General features: G+C 40.7%; 13 protein-coding genes and 1 other annotated feature. Of the genes, 7 read left to right on the forward strand and 6 right to left on the reverse strand.

From position 1 onward, the window contains the following. Window positions 1-2: 2 nt before the first annotated feature. The 5 genes from mnmE to rpmH all read right to left on the reverse strand — a co-directional run bounded on the left by mnmE (window position 3) and on the right by rpmH (window position 3700). Complete coding sequence (gene mnmE, locus B9L23_RS19595; protein ID WP_015865423.1) at window positions 3-1388, reverse strand: tRNA uridine-5-carboxymethylaminomethyl(34) synthesis GTPase MnmE; 1386 nt, start codon at window positions 1386-1388, stop codon at window positions 3-5. Between the two features lie 236 nt (window positions 1389-1624). Then, window positions 1625-2248, reverse strand: a complete 624-nt coding sequence (gene jag / locus B9L23_RS19600) for an RNA-binding cell elongation regulator Jag/EloR (protein ID WP_015865424.1) — start codon at window positions 2246-2248, stop codon at window positions 1625-1627. Then, window positions 2245-3015: a YidC family membrane integrase SpoIIIJ gene (spoIIIJ, locus tag B9L23_RS19605; RefSeq protein WP_062679404.1), complete on the reverse strand. Its 771-nt coding sequence runs from the start codon at window positions 3013-3015 to the stop codon at window positions 2245-2247. The genes jag and spoIIIJ overlap by 4 nt, the downstream gene beginning before the upstream one ends. Before the next feature lie 120 nt (window positions 3016-3135). Continuing rightward, window positions 3136-3486 carry a ribonuclease P protein component gene (gene rnpA, locus B9L23_RS19610; RefSeq protein WP_015865426.1) on the reverse strand — a complete coding sequence of 117 codons (351 nt, stop codon included), beginning with the start codon at window positions 3484-3486 and terminating at the stop codon, window positions 3136-3138. 79 nt (window positions 3487-3565) lie between these two features. Beyond that, window positions 3566-3700, reverse strand: coding sequence for a 50S ribosomal protein L34 (gene rpmH / locus B9L23_RS19615; RefSeq protein ID WP_015865427.1), 135 nt, complete (start codon window positions 3698-3700; stop codon window positions 3566-3568). A 467-nt stretch (window positions 3701-4167) separates the two neighbouring features. Here rpmH and dnaA point away from each other — a divergent pair, with 467 nt between their 5' ends. From dnaA to B9L23_RS19650, 7 genes are all read left to right on the forward strand, one after another. After that, the gene (dnaA, locus tag B9L23_RS19620; protein WP_062679405.1) at window positions 4168-5520 is read left to right on the forward strand and encodes a chromosomal replication initiator protein DnaA; all 1353 of its coding nucleotides are present in this window, start codon (window positions 4168-4170) and stop codon (window positions 5518-5520) included. A 175-nt stretch (window positions 5521-5695) separates the two neighbouring features. Further along, window positions 5696-6832, forward strand: coding sequence for a DNA polymerase III subunit beta (gene dnaN, locus B9L23_RS19625; protein WP_062754547.1), 1137 nt, complete (start codon window positions 5696-5698; stop codon window positions 6830-6832). Window positions 6833-6934: 102 nt separating this feature from the next. Then, window positions 6935-7156 carry a S4 domain-containing protein YaaA gene (yaaA, locus tag B9L23_RS19630; RefSeq protein ID WP_012748782.1) on the forward strand — a complete coding sequence of 74 codons (222 nt, stop codon included), beginning with the start codon at window positions 6935-6937 and terminating at the stop codon, window positions 7154-7156. Window positions 7157-7167: 11 nt separating this feature from the next. Further along, complete coding sequence (gene recF / locus B9L23_RS19635; RefSeq protein ID WP_062754549.1) at window positions 7168-8292, forward strand: DNA replication/repair protein RecF; 1125 nt, start codon at window positions 7168-7170, stop codon at window positions 8290-8292. A 38-nt stretch (window positions 8293-8330) separates the two neighbouring features. Then, window positions 8331-10253 carry a DNA topoisomerase (ATP-hydrolyzing) subunit B gene (gene gyrB / locus B9L23_RS19640; protein WP_012748784.1) on the forward strand — a complete coding sequence of 641 codons (1923 nt, stop codon included), beginning with the start codon at window positions 8331-8333 and terminating at the stop codon, window positions 10251-10253. Window positions 10254-10315: 62 nt separating this feature from the next. After that, window positions 10316-12793: a DNA gyrase subunit A gene (gene gyrA, locus B9L23_RS19645; protein WP_089098290.1), complete on the forward strand. Its 2478-nt coding sequence runs from the start codon at window positions 10316-10318 to the stop codon at window positions 12791-12793. Window positions 12794-12917: 124 nt separating this feature from the next. Continuing rightward, the gene (locus B9L23_RS19650; protein ID WP_089098291.1) at window positions 12918-13997 is read left to right on the forward strand and encodes an HD-GYP domain-containing protein; all 1080 of its coding nucleotides are present in this window, start codon (window positions 12918-12920) and stop codon (window positions 13995-13997) included. Between the two features lie 441 nt (window positions 13998-14438). Continuing rightward, window positions 14439-14837 (forward strand) — a sequence feature (most likely nonfunctional fraction of RNA operon). Between the two features lie 52 nt (window positions 14838-14889). Here B9L23_RS19650 and B9L23_RS19660 read toward each other — a convergent pair. Next, complete coding sequence (locus B9L23_RS19660) at window positions 14890-15867, reverse strand: YaaC family protein (protein ID WP_089098292.1); 978 nt, start codon at window positions 15865-15867, stop codon at window positions 14890-14892. Window positions 15868-15926: the final 59 nt, after the last annotated feature.

The raw sequence follows: 15926 nt of genomic DNA on the forward strand, positions 1-15926 counted from the left end.
CGTTATTTTCCTAAACAAAATTGTGAAAACAGTTGATCAATTAAGCTTTCGTGCACCGTATCCCCAATAATTTCTCCAAGAAGCTCCCATGCTTTTGTTAAATCGATTTGTACAAGATCGACCGGCATTCCCGATTCAATTCCAGAAATCGCATCCTCTATCGCCTTTTTGGCTTGATGAAGCAAGGCGATATGACGCGAATTCGAAACATACGTAAGATCACCTGCTTCGACAGAGCCGCTGAAAAACATTTCAGAAATGGCCGTTTCCAAATCTTCAATCCCTTTTTCTTGCAATAGAGATGTCGTAATAATCGGGCGGCCGTCCGCTAATTGTTTGACCCGATCCATATCGATATTTTTTGGTAAATCTGTTTTATTTACGATAACGATGAAATCCATCCCTTTTACCATTTCAAAAAGCTTTTCATCTTCTTCCGTCAACGGCTCATGATAATTTAGCACAAGCAAAATTAAATCAGCTTCCTTCAACATTTGTCGCGAACGTTCTACACCAATTCGCTCGACGACATCCTCCGTTTCGCGAATTCCCGCCGTATCGATTAACCGAAGTGGGACGCCGCGGACATTCACGTACTCTTCGATCACGTCGCGCGTCGTTCCAGGAATATCCGTTACAATCGCCTTATTTTCGTGCACAAGCGCATTTAATAACGATGATTTCCCGACATTCGGCCTTCCTATAATGACCGTTGCCAAGCCTTCGCGCAGAATTTTGCCTTGTTGCGCGGTTTGCAGCAATTTTTCAATTTGCTCCCGCACGTATTGCGCCTTCTCCATTAACAGATGCGGCGTCATCTCTTCCACATCATCATATTCTGGATAATCAATATTCACTTCCACATGGGCAAGTGTTTCTAAAATCGTCTGCCGCAGTTCACGAATTAATTTCGATAAGCGTCCTTCCATTTGCTGCAGCGCCACGTTCATCGCTCGGTCCGTTTTCGCCCGAATCAAATCAATGACCGCTTCCGCTTGAGATAAGTCAATCCGTCCGTTTAAAAATGCGCGTTTTGTAAATTCTCCCGGTTCAGCAAGCCGCGCCCCATTAGTTAATACGAGCTGCAGCACACGATTAACCGATACTAAACCACCGTGGCAATTAATTTCAACAACATCTTCCCTTGTAAACGTCTTTGGCGCTCGCATCACCGATACCATTACCTCTTCGACCGTCTGGCCGCTTTTTGGATCCACAATATGACCGTAATGAATCGTATGTGACGGAACGTCTTTAAGACGCTTTCCGCTTGGACTTTGAAAAATGCGGTCAGCGATCGCAATCGCTTCGTCGCCGCTCAGTCTGACAATCGCGATTGCTCCTTCTCCCATCGGCGTGGAGATCGCAGCAATCGTATCAAATTCCATCAATTCCTCACCTCTTTTTGCTGACAAAAAGCCAATCTATCTATATGTTAGACAACTACCGTTGTCAATAACGATCTATCCACAATTTTTTCGTTAATCATTTCAATTTTAACTTATCCACATGTGAATAACAACATGAAGTGCTCATCCTTAAACCTAAAAAATGTAAACAAAAAAAGAAGAAAAAGAGGCTGCCTCGCTTGTTTCAGAGATAGCCCCTTTTCATCAATGTGGATTTACATGATTGGAGATACTACAACATAACGATGTGGTTCTTCTCCAACCGAATAAGTAGTTACTTTTTTATAGTTTGCTAACGCATTATGAATAATTTTTCGTTCATGCGCTGGAAGCGGCTCCAACTTTACTTCTTTTCCAGTTTTTATCGCTTTTTCCGCTAACTTCTGCGCCAGCTGAATCAGCGTTTTTTCTCTTCGTTCCCGATAATTTTCCGCATCGACGATAATGGAAACATATTCTTTTGCATAGCGGTTTGCGACAAGCTGAGTCAATAATTGCAATGAATTTAATGTTTGTCCATGTTTTCCGATCAATAAACCTACTTGTTCTCCTGTGATCATGAATGTTATCCGCTTGCCATCTTGTTGCTTCTCTATTTTTGCTGCTGTTACTCCCATCTGTTTTACAACATTTTTTAAAAATAACTCTGCTTCTTCTACTGGATCTATCATAAGTTTTGCTTTTACCACTGCAGGTCTGCTTCCAAAAATCCCAAACAGCCCTTTTCTTCCTTTATCCAACACCGTAATTTCTGCACGATCCCTCGAAACACCGAGCTGTTGCAGCGCTAACTGCACAGCTTCATCTACGGTCGCGGCGGTCGCGGTTACTTCTTTCACTTTTTCTTTCCTCCTGAATGAGCAGAGTCCACATTCGGCCCTTTAATGAAATACGTTTGCACAATAGAGAAAATATTCCCGACTACCCAATAAAGCGATAAAGCAGCTGGGAAATTAATCGCGAAAATCACGATCATAATCGGCATCATCCAAAGCATCATCGCCATTTGCGGATTTTGTTGTCCAGCGCCAGCCATCATTATTTTTTGTTGGATAAATGTCGTAATCCCTGCGACAATCGGTAAAATAAAATATGGGTCTTTTTCGCCGAGATCAAACCATAAAAAGTTATGTTCCGCAATTTCTCTCGTACGCATAATGGCATGATAAAATCCAATTAAAATCGGCATTTGAATAAGAATTGGGAAACAACCTGCCATCGGGTTTACACCGTGTTTTTGAAACAACAACATCATTTCTTGCTGGAGCTTTTGTTGTGTTTGCATATCCTTAGAGCTATATTTTTCCCGAAGCTTTTGTATTTCCGGTTGCAGCGCTTGCATCGCTTTCGCATTTTTTGTTTGCTGGATCATTAACGGTAAAATAAGCAAACGAATGAAGATGGTTACAATAACGATCGACAATCCAAAGTTTCCGCCTAAAGCATTAGCGACATATTTAATTAGCCAAGAGAGCGGGTAAACGATATACTCATTCCAAAAACCTTTGCTCTCCGGCGTAATTGGTTCGTTAATTTGCGTACAGCCCGATATGAGTGCAAGCAATGCCATTAACCCAACCGTTAACCAAATTCGCCTCTTCACCATCTTTTTCCTCCTAACCGACAAATTCACATTACCCTAAATATGTATTTTAGCATCATTTCAAACAAAATGGGCGCTCTTTTTTCAGCGAGAAACCGTAGCATCGGGAGTAAAATAGATGCCTTATTTTATATCTCTTTTCAGCGCGCCCGCCTTGCGCAATACATGCAGCAAGCTTTTCTTCACCTCAAAATATGTCATTTCTGCAACTGGGAGCCTAGCAATAATCACATAATCTTTTTGAGGCATAATATCGTCTTTCATCTCCAAAAAAACTTGTCGAATGTAACGTTTAATTCGATTTCTTACAACCGCCTTCCCAAGCTTTTTACTCACTGATAAACCGATCCGGAAATACGGTTGTTCAGGACGGTCAAGCATATAAATAACAAACTGTCGATTCGCCATCGATGTACCGCGCTGGAACACTTCTTGAAATTCTTTGTTTTTCTTTATGCGATACTTTTTCTTCATCGTGCGGAAACACTCCATCTTTTTCAATCTCTATAATCACTATCCTCTTGAGAAAAAAGACCACTGAAGTTTCAGTGGCCTATGCGGATAATACTTTTCTTCCTTTACGACGACGACGCGCAAGCACTTTTCTGCCATTTCTCGTACTCATGCGCGCACGGAACCCATGAACTTTGCTGCGCTTCCGTTTATTTGGTTGGTATGTCCGTTTCATCTATGACACCTCCCTGAGGAATAACTGTTACGGGCAGTCTTTCTAATTATATTGAACAATCTAGCAAAATGTCAACCGCTCCAGGATTTTTCCCTCGTTCACGGGGTTGTGGATAATTTTTTAGACACCATTTTACATATCCACATAATTTATCGACAATTTTTTCACATCTTTCACCTATGTGGATAATTATTTTTTCACAACGTCTTTCTTTTGTGGATAATTTTAAAAATCCATTGCAACATGCTAGTTTATTTGCTATTATTATTGTGTTTTCATTATGGATAATTGTGTGAATAAAAAAATTTATCCACATTTTGTGGATATGTTGTGGATATGTTTTCTCACAACTTGTTTATAAAGTTATCCACATGTAGTGGATTTTGTCGAAATACCATCTTTTTTCCTTATTATTATGTTATTTCCACAGATTCTTTTTTTAAACGATTCAAAGGAGGGGGCAACGGGTGGAAAACATCCATGATTTATGGAATCGTGTGCTCGGGGAAATCGAAAAGAAAATTAGCAAGCCAAGCTTTGAAACTTGGTTAAAATCAACAAAAGCCCACTCTTTACGAGGTGACACGCTTGTCATCATAGCCCCAAACGAATTTGCAAGAGACTGGCTTGATTCCCGCTACTCTCGCTTGATTGCTGAAACCATTTACGACATCACTGGAGAAGAACTGTTGATCAAGTTCATTACTCCTCCTAATCAATCCGAAGATGATTTTGAATTTCAGCGATCTTCGAAAAAGCATCGAAAGTCATACGAGGAATCAACGGATTTTCCGCAAAGCATGCTGAATCCAAAATATACGTTCGACACGTTTGTCATCGGTTCCGGCAATCGTTTTGCCCATGCAGCTTCTTTAGCGGTGGCAGAAGCGCCGGCGAAAGCATATAATCCGCTATTTATTTACGGCGGGGTTGGCTTAGGCAAAACGCATTTAATGCACGCGATCGGCCATTACGTCATTGAACATAATCCGTCCGCGAAAGTAGTGTATTTATCATCAGAAAAATTTACAAATGAATTTATCAACGCGATTCGTGACAATCGCCCCGATGATTTTCGCAACAAATATCGGAACGTTGATGTCCTATTAATTGATGATATTCAGTTTTTAGCGGGAAAAGAACAAACTCAAGAGGAATTTTTCCATACGTTTAATACATTGCATGAAGAAAGTAAACAAATCGTTATCTCCAGCGATCGGCCGCCAAAAGAGATTCCGACATTGGAAGACCGCCTTCGCTCACGGTTTGAATGGGGGCTTATTACGGATATCACTCCTCCTGACTTAGAAACGAGGATCGCTATCCTCAGAAAGAAAGCAAAAGCGGAAGGATTTGATATTCCGAATGAAGTGATGCTGTATATCGCTAATCAAATTGACTCTAACATTCGTGAGCTGGAAGGAGCCCTCATACGCGTTGTAGCTTACTCATCGCTGATCAATAAAGAAATTACTGCTGATTTAGCGGCAGAGGCGTTAAAGGATATTATTCCGAGTACAAAACCAAAAGTCATTACCATTCAAGATATTCAGCGCGTTGTCGGCCAGCATTTCAATATTAAACTAGAAGATTTTAAAGCTAAGAAAAGAACGAAATCTGTCGCTTTTCCGCGCCAAATCGCTATGTACCTTTCGCGAGAACTTACCGATTGTTCATTGCCGAAAATTGGAGATGAATTTGGAGGCCGTGACCATACGACGGTCATTCATGCCCATGAAAAAATTTCTAAGCTTCTCCAAACAGATGCTCAATTACAAAAACATATAAAAGAGATTGAAGAGAAACTAAAGCAATTGTGAATAACTAGTGAATGGTTACACACAGTCTATCCACATGTGGACAGACTGTGTTTCCTTTACTTTTTTTACTTATCCACATTTCAACAAGCATTATTACTAGTATTACGATTTTATTCTTTATTTTTATTATAAAAAAATAATTTATTTCCCTAATCATTGTAGGAGGCCTTACGTGATGAAAATCAAAATTGATCGAGAAGCGCTAGTTCAAAGTGTTCAAGATGTTATGAAAGCTGTGTCCCCCCGTACGACGATTCCGATTTTGACTGGAATTAAAATTGCGGCAACTTCACAAGGAGTAACACTAACAGGAAGCGATTCCGACATTTCGATTGAATCTTTTATTCCTACAGAAGAAGAAGACAAAGTGCTTGTCGAAGTAGTAGAAACCGGAAGTATTGTGCTGCAAGCTCGCTTTTTTTCAGAAATCGTAAAAAAACTACCGGAAAATACCATTGAAATTGAAGTACAGCCTAATTTTTTAACGGTGATCCGTTCCGGAAAAGCGGAGTTCAGTTTAAACGGGCTTGACGCGGAAGAGTATCCAAGACTTCCGCAAATTGAGGAAGAAAATGTTTTTAAAATTCCTACTGACTTGTTAAAAACAATCATTCGTCAAACAGTATTTGCTGTTTCTACTTCAGAGACAAGACCGATCTTGACAGGTGTAAACTGGAGAATCGAAAATGGGGAATTAATCTGTACTGCAACAGACAGCCATCGTCTTGCATTACGAAAAGCAAAAATAGAAACGGAAAACCAGCAATCGTATAACGTTGTCATTCCGGGAAAAAGTTTAAATGAATTGAGCAAAATCTTAGATGATAGCAACGACCCGGTTGATATTGTCATCACGGCGAATCAAATTTTATTTAAAACAAAACATTTATTGTTTTTCTCTCGATTGCTTGATGGAAATTATCCAGAAACTACCCGGCTTATTCCAACAGATAGCAAAACCGATATTATCGTTAACGCAAAAGAGTTTTTACAAGCCATTGACCGCGCATCTTTATTAGCAAGAGAAGGAAGAAACAATGTTGTGAAACTGACAACGCTAAATGACGGCATTATTGAAATTTCTTCTATTTCTCCGGAAATCGGAAAAGTAACGGAAGAAATTCAAAGTGAATCGATCGAAGGAGAGGAATTAAAGATTTCCTTTAGCGCAAAATATATGATGGATGCACTAAAAGCGCTTGATGGCACCGACATTCAAATTAGCTTTACTGGTGCAATGCGTCCATTTTTACTTCGTCCTCTCCATAGCGACTCTATGCTTCAGCTTATTTTACCAGTAAGAACGTATTAACGTTTATGAAAGCTGCTAAGTTCTAGCAGCTTTCTTTGCTAATATTTTATTTTTTCGTTAAAATAAAGAGATGGGCAGTTTTTAGAAAGCGAGCGATGATGAATGGAAAAAAGAGTAACGATTACGACAGAAACGATTACGCTTGGTCAATTGCTAAAACTCATTCAAGCCGTTGGGACAGGCGGTGCTGTGAAATGGTTTCTGCAAACCAATGAGGTGCTTGTCAACGGAGAAAGAGAAAATCGGCGTGGACGGAAATTAAAAAATGGGGATATAGTCGAAGTCGAAGGACTTGGAACGTTTATTGTAACAAGGGCAGAGTAGGTGAAGGGCCGTTGTTTTTAACACATTTATCGCTAAAAAATTATCGTAATTATGAGAGTGAAACGATAGAGTTTGCCAATAACGTAAATATTATTTTAGGGGAGAATGCTCAAGGGAAAACAAACATGATGGAGGCCATCTATGTATTGGCGATGGCGAAGTCGCACAGGACAACAAACGACAAAGATCTCATTCGCTGGGACGAAGACTATGCTAAAATAGAAGGAAAGGCAATGAAAAAAAATGGGGCGCTATCGCTTGAACTTATTATTTCAAAAAAAGGAAAAAAAGCGAAATGCAACCATATTGAACAGCAGCGATTAAGTCAATATGTTGGTCATTTGAATATCGTGATGTTTGCCCCGGAAGATTTAAATTTAGTAAAAGGAAGCCCGCAAGTGAGACGGCGTTTTGTCGATATGGAAATTGGGCAAGTATCCCCTGTTTATATACACGATTTGAGCCAATACCAAAAGCTTTTGCAGCAGCGAAACCATTATTTAAAAATGTTGCAAACGCGCGAGCAGCAAGATGAAACAGTACTAGATATCTTAACAGAACAGCTCATTCCGCTGGCGGCTAAAATCACGCTAAAGCGGTATGAATTTTTGCTTTTGCTGCAAAAATGGGCGGCGCCAATTCATCGCGAAATTAGCCGCGGATTAGAAACATTACAAATTCAATATCGACCTTCTGTTGATGTATCAGAAAAGGTAGAATTGTCGAGAATAATAGAAGCATATAGTGAAAAGTTTGCTACAATAAAAGAAAGAGAAATCCAGCGAGGAATGACGCTTGCTGGTCCGCATCGTGATGATATTGCATTTAGCGTGAACGGAAAAGATGTTCAAATATTTGGCTCTCAAGGGCAACAGCGCACAACAGCGTTATCCATCAAGTTGGCAGAAATCGAATTGATTTTTTCCGAAATTGGCGATTACCCCATTCTTTTACTTGATGATGTGCTATCTGAACTCGATGACTTTCGGCAAACCCACCTTCTTGATACAATTCGGAAAAAAGTGCAAACGTTTGTGACGACAACAAGCATTGACGGAATCGAACATGACATCGTCAAGGAAGCAGCAATTTACAAAGTCCATTCCGGTCACATTACCGCCCCTCTTTGTGATTAATCTTTTGAACGTTTGGAAAGAAAGCGTAGGTGATTCGCATGACAATGGAACAAAAAATCGAACATACGTATGATGCGAGCCAAATTCAAGTATTAGAAGGGCTGGAAGCAGTCCGTAAACGGCCGGGGATGTATATTGGTTCCACGGGTCCAAAAGGACTGCACCATCTCGTATGGGAGATTGTAGATAATAGCATCGATGAAGCTTTAGCTGGTTACTGTACAGAAATTAACGTTACGATCGAAAAAGATAATATCATTGCGATTACGGACAACGGCCGTGGTATTCCTGTTGATATTCAAGAGAAAATGGGGCGCCCTGCTGTCGAAGTCATTATGACCGTGCTTCATGCAGGAGGAAAGTTTGGCGGCGGCGGTTATAAAGTGTCGGGCGGACTTCATGGCGTCGGCGCTTCTGTCGTTAACGCTCTATCCGAAGAACTGGAAGTATATGTACACAGGGACGGGAAAATTCATTATCAAAAATATCAACGAGGCGTACCTTGTACGGATTTAGAAGTGATTGGAGAAACGGATCGGACAGGTACCACCGTTCGTTTTAAGCCTGATCCGGAAATTTTTACGGAAACGACAGAATTTGATTATGAAACGTTGGCAACCCGTCTTCGCGAGCTAGCTTTCTTAAATCGAGGCCTTAAAATTACGCTTGAAGATAAGCGAGTAGAAAATCGGAAAAACGAATATCATTACGAAGGCGGTATTAAATCTTACGTTAAACATTTAAATCGGACGCGTGAAGTGCTTCATGAGGAACCGATTTATATCATTGGTGAGCGCGATGGTATTTATGTGGAAATTGCTCTCCAATATAACGATAGTTATAGTAGCAATATTTATTCTTTTGTTAACAACATTCACACACATGAAGGCGGAACGCACGAATCCGGTTTTAAAACAGCATTGACGCGCATTATTAACGACTATGCACGCAAACATCAAATTTTGAAAGATAATGACCCTAATTTAACCGGAGAAGATGTTCGCGAAGGATTGACAGCGATCGTTTCGATTAAACATCCGTCCCCGCAGTTTGAAGGACAAACAAAAACAAAACTTGGAAACAGCGATGCACGGGCGGTTACCGATGCAATTTTCTCAGAACAATTTGAAACATTTTTATTAGAAAATCCAACGATAGCAAGAAAAATTGTGGAAAAAGGCATGATGGCGGCGCGGGCACGGTTAGCGGCGAAAAAAGCGCGTGAGCTTACAAGACGAAAAAGCGCCCTTGAAATTTCTAACTTGCCTGGAAAACTAGCGGATTGCTCCTCGAAAGATCCTTCTATCAGTGAATTGTATGTGGTCGAAGGAGACTCTGCCGGCGGTTCGGCAAAGCAAGGGAGAGACCGCCATTTTCAAGCGATTTTGCCGTTGCGCGGGAAAATTATCAATGTCGAAAAAGCGCGGCTTGACAAAATTTTATCGAACAATGAAGTTCGCGCCATCATCACTGCGTTAGGTACGGGAATTGGTGAAGATTTTGATATTACGAAAGCGCGTTACCATAAAATCATTATTATGACAGATGCTGATGTCGATGGGGCACATATCCGCACATTATTGCTTACTTTCTTTTATCGTTATATGCGCGAATTTATCGAGCGGGGATATGTATACATCGCCCAGCCTCCGCTTTATAAGATTGAACAAGGCAAGCAGGTAAAATACGCGTATAATGATCGGCAGCTTGAAAAAATTCTTGCGGAATTGCCGGAAAATCCGAAACCGACGATTCAACGTTATAAAGGTCTTGGAGAAATGAATCCGGAACAATTATGGGAAACAACGATGAATCCAGAGACAAGAACGCTTCTTCAAGTTAGTTTGCAAGATGCGATTGAAGCAGACGAAACATTCGAGATTTTAATGGGAGACAAAGTAGAACCGAGAAGGCAGTTTATTGAAGAAAATGCGCGATATGTGAAAAACTTAGACATTTAATCGGAGAGTGTTGAGCAATCACCCTCCCCGCCGAAAATTTTTTATAAGGGAGGTTTTTATGAATGTCAGAAAATCAAAATCCGCGCATCCGCGAAGTCAATATTAGCCAAGAGATGCGCTCTTCGTTTCTCGACTATGCGATGAGCGTCATCGTATCGCGCGCATTACCTGATGTACGCGATGGGTTAAAACCGGTGCACCGCCGTATTTTATATGCAATGCATGAACTCGGAATGACCGCGGACAAGCCTTATAAAAAATCCGCCCGCATCGTCGGTGAAGTCATCGGTAAATATCACCCTCACGGTGACGCAGCGGTGTATGATACGATGGTTCGCATGGCACAAGATTTTAACTATCGTTATGTGCTTGTAGATGGTCATGGAAACTTTGGTTCCATTGACGGTGACGCGGCTGCAGCGATGCGTTATACGGAAGCGCGCATGTCCAAAATCGCGATGGAAATGCTGCGTGACATTAACAAAGATACAATTGATTATCAAGATAACTATGATGGTTCGGAAAAAGAGCCTGTCGTATTGCCGTCGCGCTTCCCAAATTTACTAGTAAACGGTTCGTCAGGGATCGCTGTCGGGATGGCCACGAACATCCCGCCGCATCAGCTCGGCGAGGTGGTCGACGCGATTTTGGCGTTAAGTAAAAATCCTGATATGACTGTAGCGGATTTAATGGAATATATTCCAGGACCGGATTTTCCAACAGCAGGGCAAATCATTGGACGCAGCGGCATCCGCAAAGCGTATGAAACAGGCCGAGGTTCGATTACATTGCGCGCCAAAGTCGAGATTGAACAACAATCAAACGGGAAAGAAATGATCATTGTCCGCGAGCTCCCTTATCAAGTCAACAAGGCAAAATTAATTGAACGCATTGCCGAGCTTGTCCGTGAAAAGAAAATTGACGGCATTACTGATTTGCGCGATGAATCGGACCGCAGCGGAATGCGAATTGTCATCGAAGTGCGAAGAGACGCGAACTCGAAAGTAATATTAAACAATTTATACAAACATACGGCACTGCAAACGAGCTTTGGTATTAACATGCTCGCGCTTGTTGACGGCCAGCCGAAAGTATTAAACTTAAAAGAATGCTTGCAGCATTATTTAGATCATCAAAAAACCGTCATTCGCCGCCGCACGGCATATGAATTGAAAAAAGCGGAGGCGCGTGCCCATATTTTAGAAGGATTGCGTATTGCTCTTGATCATCTCGATGAAGTGATTAACTTAATCCGCAGCTCGCAAACGACAGAAATCGCTAGAGAAGGACTTATGCAGCAATTTTCGCTCAGCGAAAGACAGGCACAGGCGATTTTAGACATGCGCCTGCAACGATTGACAGGATTGGAAAGAGAAAAAATCGAACAAGAATATCAAGATCTTATTCGCTTAATTGCCGAATTAAAAGCAATTTTAGCCGATGAAGAGAAAGTTTTACAAATTATTCGCGATGAATTAACGGAAATTAAAGAGCGGTTTAACGATGAGCGGAGAACAGAAATCGTCATTGGAGGAATCGAAGAATTTGACGATGAAGATTTAATTCCGCGCGAAAACATCGTCATTACGCTCACGCATAAAGGCTATATTAAACGTCTTCCTGTTTCAACGTATAAAAGCCAAAAACGAGGCGGACGAGGCGTCCAAGGAATGCATACGAGCGAAGATGACTTTGTGGAACATCTTTTGATTACATCGACCCATGACACTGTTTTATTTTTTACAAATAAAGGGAAAGTATACCGAGCGAAGGGATACGAAATTCCTGAATTTGGTCGAACCGCTAGAGGAATTCCAATCATTAATCTTTTAGAACTCGATAAAGACGAGTGGATTAACACCATTATCCCTATTAACAATGAATTTGATGATAATTTATATTTGTTCTTTACAACAAAACAAGGAATCGCCAAACGCTCGCCATTATCTTCGTTTGCCCATATTCGTAACAATGGTCTAATCGCCATCCATTTGCGTGAAGGAGATGAGTTGATTTCCGTTAAGTTAACCGACGGTTCGAAACATATTATTGTCGGGACAAAAAACGGAATGCTCATTCGTTTTCCAGAGACCGATGTACGAACAATGGGACGAAGCGCAACAGGAGTTAAAGCGATTACCCTCGAAGATGGCGATGAAGTTGTTGGCATGGAAATTTTAGAAGATGATTGCGATGTATTAGTCGTTACGAAAAACGGCTATGGCAAGCGTACCCCGGCTTCGGAGTATCGTATACAAAGCCGTGGCGGAAAAGGACTCAAAACGTGCAACATTACGGAGAAAAATGGTTCGGTTGTTGCGGTGAAGACGGTGACTGGTGAAGAAGACTTAATGCTCATTACTGCAGGCGGCATTCTTATTCGTATTGCGGTCAGTGACATTTCACGAATGGGAAGAAATACACAAGGCGTAAAATTAATTCGCTTATCCGACGATGATGAACATGAATATGTTGCTACCGTAGCGAAAGTTCCAAAAGAAGAGAAAGAAAATGAAGTGGACGAAGAAGAGAATCATTAATTACTGTAATGGCTTGAAAGGTGTTACCTTTTGAGCCATTTTTTATGTAAACCACTACAACTATCGTACCATCAATGTTAGTATAAGATTATGGAATAAAGGACGAAAGTAGGAGTGTAGCACAATGATCCGGGCGAAACTTCATCAATTGCAAGAAGGATGTATTCTTGCTGAAGATGTACTAGGTAAAACAAAAAAGACAATTATGCCCAAAAATACTGTATTGACGCCAGCGTTATTAAATGTACTGGAAAAATTTTTGATTGAGGAAGTGTGCGTCGAACCAGTTCTGGCAAATGGCGATCCATTTAGACCAGCTGAATTGCTTGGACAGCATGATGGCGATAACACTAGCAATGAGCAGCCGATATCACTTTATCTGAAAGCGGTTCAAAAATATAAAAAAGCATTTCAATCTTGGCAGTCAGGCTCTCCTATCGATATAGGGGAAATAAGAGATATTATTATCCCTTTATTCGATAAATTTGTACATCATCGAAAAGAGCTATTAACGCTATATCGTTATGCCACAAAAGAAGACTATTTATACCATCACGCTGTCAGTGTTGGTTTATTATCTGGATTTTTAGCAAAACAATTAGATTATAGTAAAGGGGACTGTTATCAAATTGTGCTGGCGGGTATATTATCTGACTGTGGCATGGCGAAGGTTGATCAGAGAATTTTAGCGAAGAAATCTGCGCTTACTACTAGCGAATATGAAGAAGTAAAGCGACATACCGTGTTTGGCTATCGAATGGTTCGAAAAATAACGTCATTAAAAGAAGGAGTAAAGCTAACTGTATTGCAGCATCATGAACGCAATGATGGAACGGGCTATCCGTTTGGAATTCGTGATCGGCAAATTCACCCTTATAGTAAAATAGTGGCCGTAGCTGACGTTTATCACGCGATGACGTCCGAACGTCTTTATCGACGAAAACAATCGCCTTTTAAAGCACTTGAAAAAATTCAAGTCGAGCACTTTGGTAAATTGAGTATGGAAGCGATACAAATACTACTAGACAGTTTGATAAATTTTCATATAGGAACAGTTGTCAAATTATCGAACGGTGAAATGGCGGAAATCGTTTTTATGCAGCGGGAAGCGCCAACAAGACCAATTGTCAAAATCGTAGATAAAGACGAATTTCTTTCTCTAAGTGAACATCGAGATATTCATATTGAAGAAGTTATTGATTAACGATGATGGAGCAAAAAATTTTTTCTAGAAAAATACTCTTGAACAACAGCAATAATAGTGATAGAATAAAGCCTGTCTTGAAGAAAAAACAAATAAATTTATAAATGTTTATAAAAAACATGTTGACTTTTATTTTGCTTTTAGTTATTATTTAATAGCTGTCATCATTTAGAGTTTGAAGTTCCTTGAAAACTAGACAAAACGCAAGCGTCAATAAGAAAAGCGGAGGCGACGCGATCAGCTCTCGAAGCCAAATGTTCTTCACCCGCTAAAGTGCCTGCACTTCGAGGGGGAAGGTTATTTGGCACGAGAGAGCTAGGCGCTGAAGCTGGACAATAAGAAAAGCGAAGGCGACTTGACACCTTCGGTGTCGGCGCCGAATTAATAAGCCAATCAACTTTCTTTTTGGAGAGTTTGATCCTGGCTCAGGACGAACGCTGGCGGCGTGCCTAATACATGCAAGTCGAGCGGACCGAACGGAAGCTTGCTTCTGTTCGGTTAGCGGCGGACGGGTGAGTAACACGTGGGTAACCTGCCCGTAAGACCGGGATAACTCCGGGAAACCGGGGCTAATACCGGATAACACCGAAGACCGCATGGTCTTTGGTTGAAAGGTGGCTTTTGCTACCACTTACGGATGGGCCCGCGGCGCATTAGCTAGTTGGTGAGGTAACGGCTCACCAAGGCGACGATGCGTAGCCGGCCTGAGAGGGTGGATAATTGCCTAGTGACAATAGCGGAGAGGAAACACCCGTTCCCATCCCGAACACGGAAGTTAAGCTCTCCAGCGCCGATGGTAGTTGGGGCCAGCGCCCCTGCAAGAGTAGGTCGTTGCTAGGCAAGATTTCACTGATAGAGCACCCTGCCTTATTCTAGGCAGGGTGCTTTTTCATTATGCTGGAAACAGCCGCTGTATCAAATATTCATAAAGCAATAACGGTACTTTTTCTGCAGTCAAAGATAAAAATTGAACAATCAATGTATATGCGTTACTTGAATAAGAGTGTAATAACTCACTCCACCATTCCGTTTCATATCGTGAAATCATACTTAAGTTATATAGTAATAAATAATGGGCAATTACTTCCGGAAGCATAAATATTTTTTCTCTCTTTACTGGAATACGGTATGTTCCATTCAAATGAAACATAAATGGTTCACATCCAATTGGCTGTAGTGGCGATTCGATGCCGATGTGAATAAAACGATCTTCTTCTTTCACAAAAGTAGCTTTTAAAAAATGCCATTCATGCTCTATGTAATGAATAAAGCGATTTAACGTCATATGATAATGATCTAAAATTTCTATCGGAATCGCAATGGAATTGAGAGAAGAGTTATGTATAACTTCTATAGACAATATTTTTTTATCGTTAAATATGGAAAGTGATTCATGTAGTTCGCATATTCTTTGCAGTAACGTAACCATTCGAAATTTTTCTCCTGTTGTTTGTTTCACATGAAACATTTTTTCAGAAAAATGAGTGAACAAGCCGTTTTTTTGTACCTTTACTTCGTCATCTAAAAATTCATATCCTTGTTTTTTTCTTTTTCTTGTTGAGACTCCGTGTGCTAAAACGGAAGTAGACTCAGGATAATCTGCATCGACAGTAAGCAGGCAAGCTTTTAAAAGTTGTACCATTCCGTAAAATAAAAGAACAGGCTTAATCGATAAAGGCGCATGGCGTGCGGTTGAATAAAAGTTTTGGCCGTGTTCTAAATAATAAAGAAATGGATAGCAGTTCGTGTAGCTTTTTTGCATAGCATCTTCTCTTTCTTGTTTTACATAGCATTGATAAAGCAGTTGTTGAGCTATATCTGCCGAATGAAATACGATAAATTTGTTTGGAATGTTTCTGTCATCCAACATTTCTATCCCCCTACCATGAATTTTTTAACAAAATAACTGAAAAGTTGAACATTTTCTCT

The organism is Parageobacillus galactosidasius, assembly GCF_002217735.1.
In the GTDB taxonomy this organism is placed as follows: Bacteria; Bacillota; Bacilli; order Bacillales; family Anoxybacillaceae; genus Parageobacillus_B; species Parageobacillus_B toebii.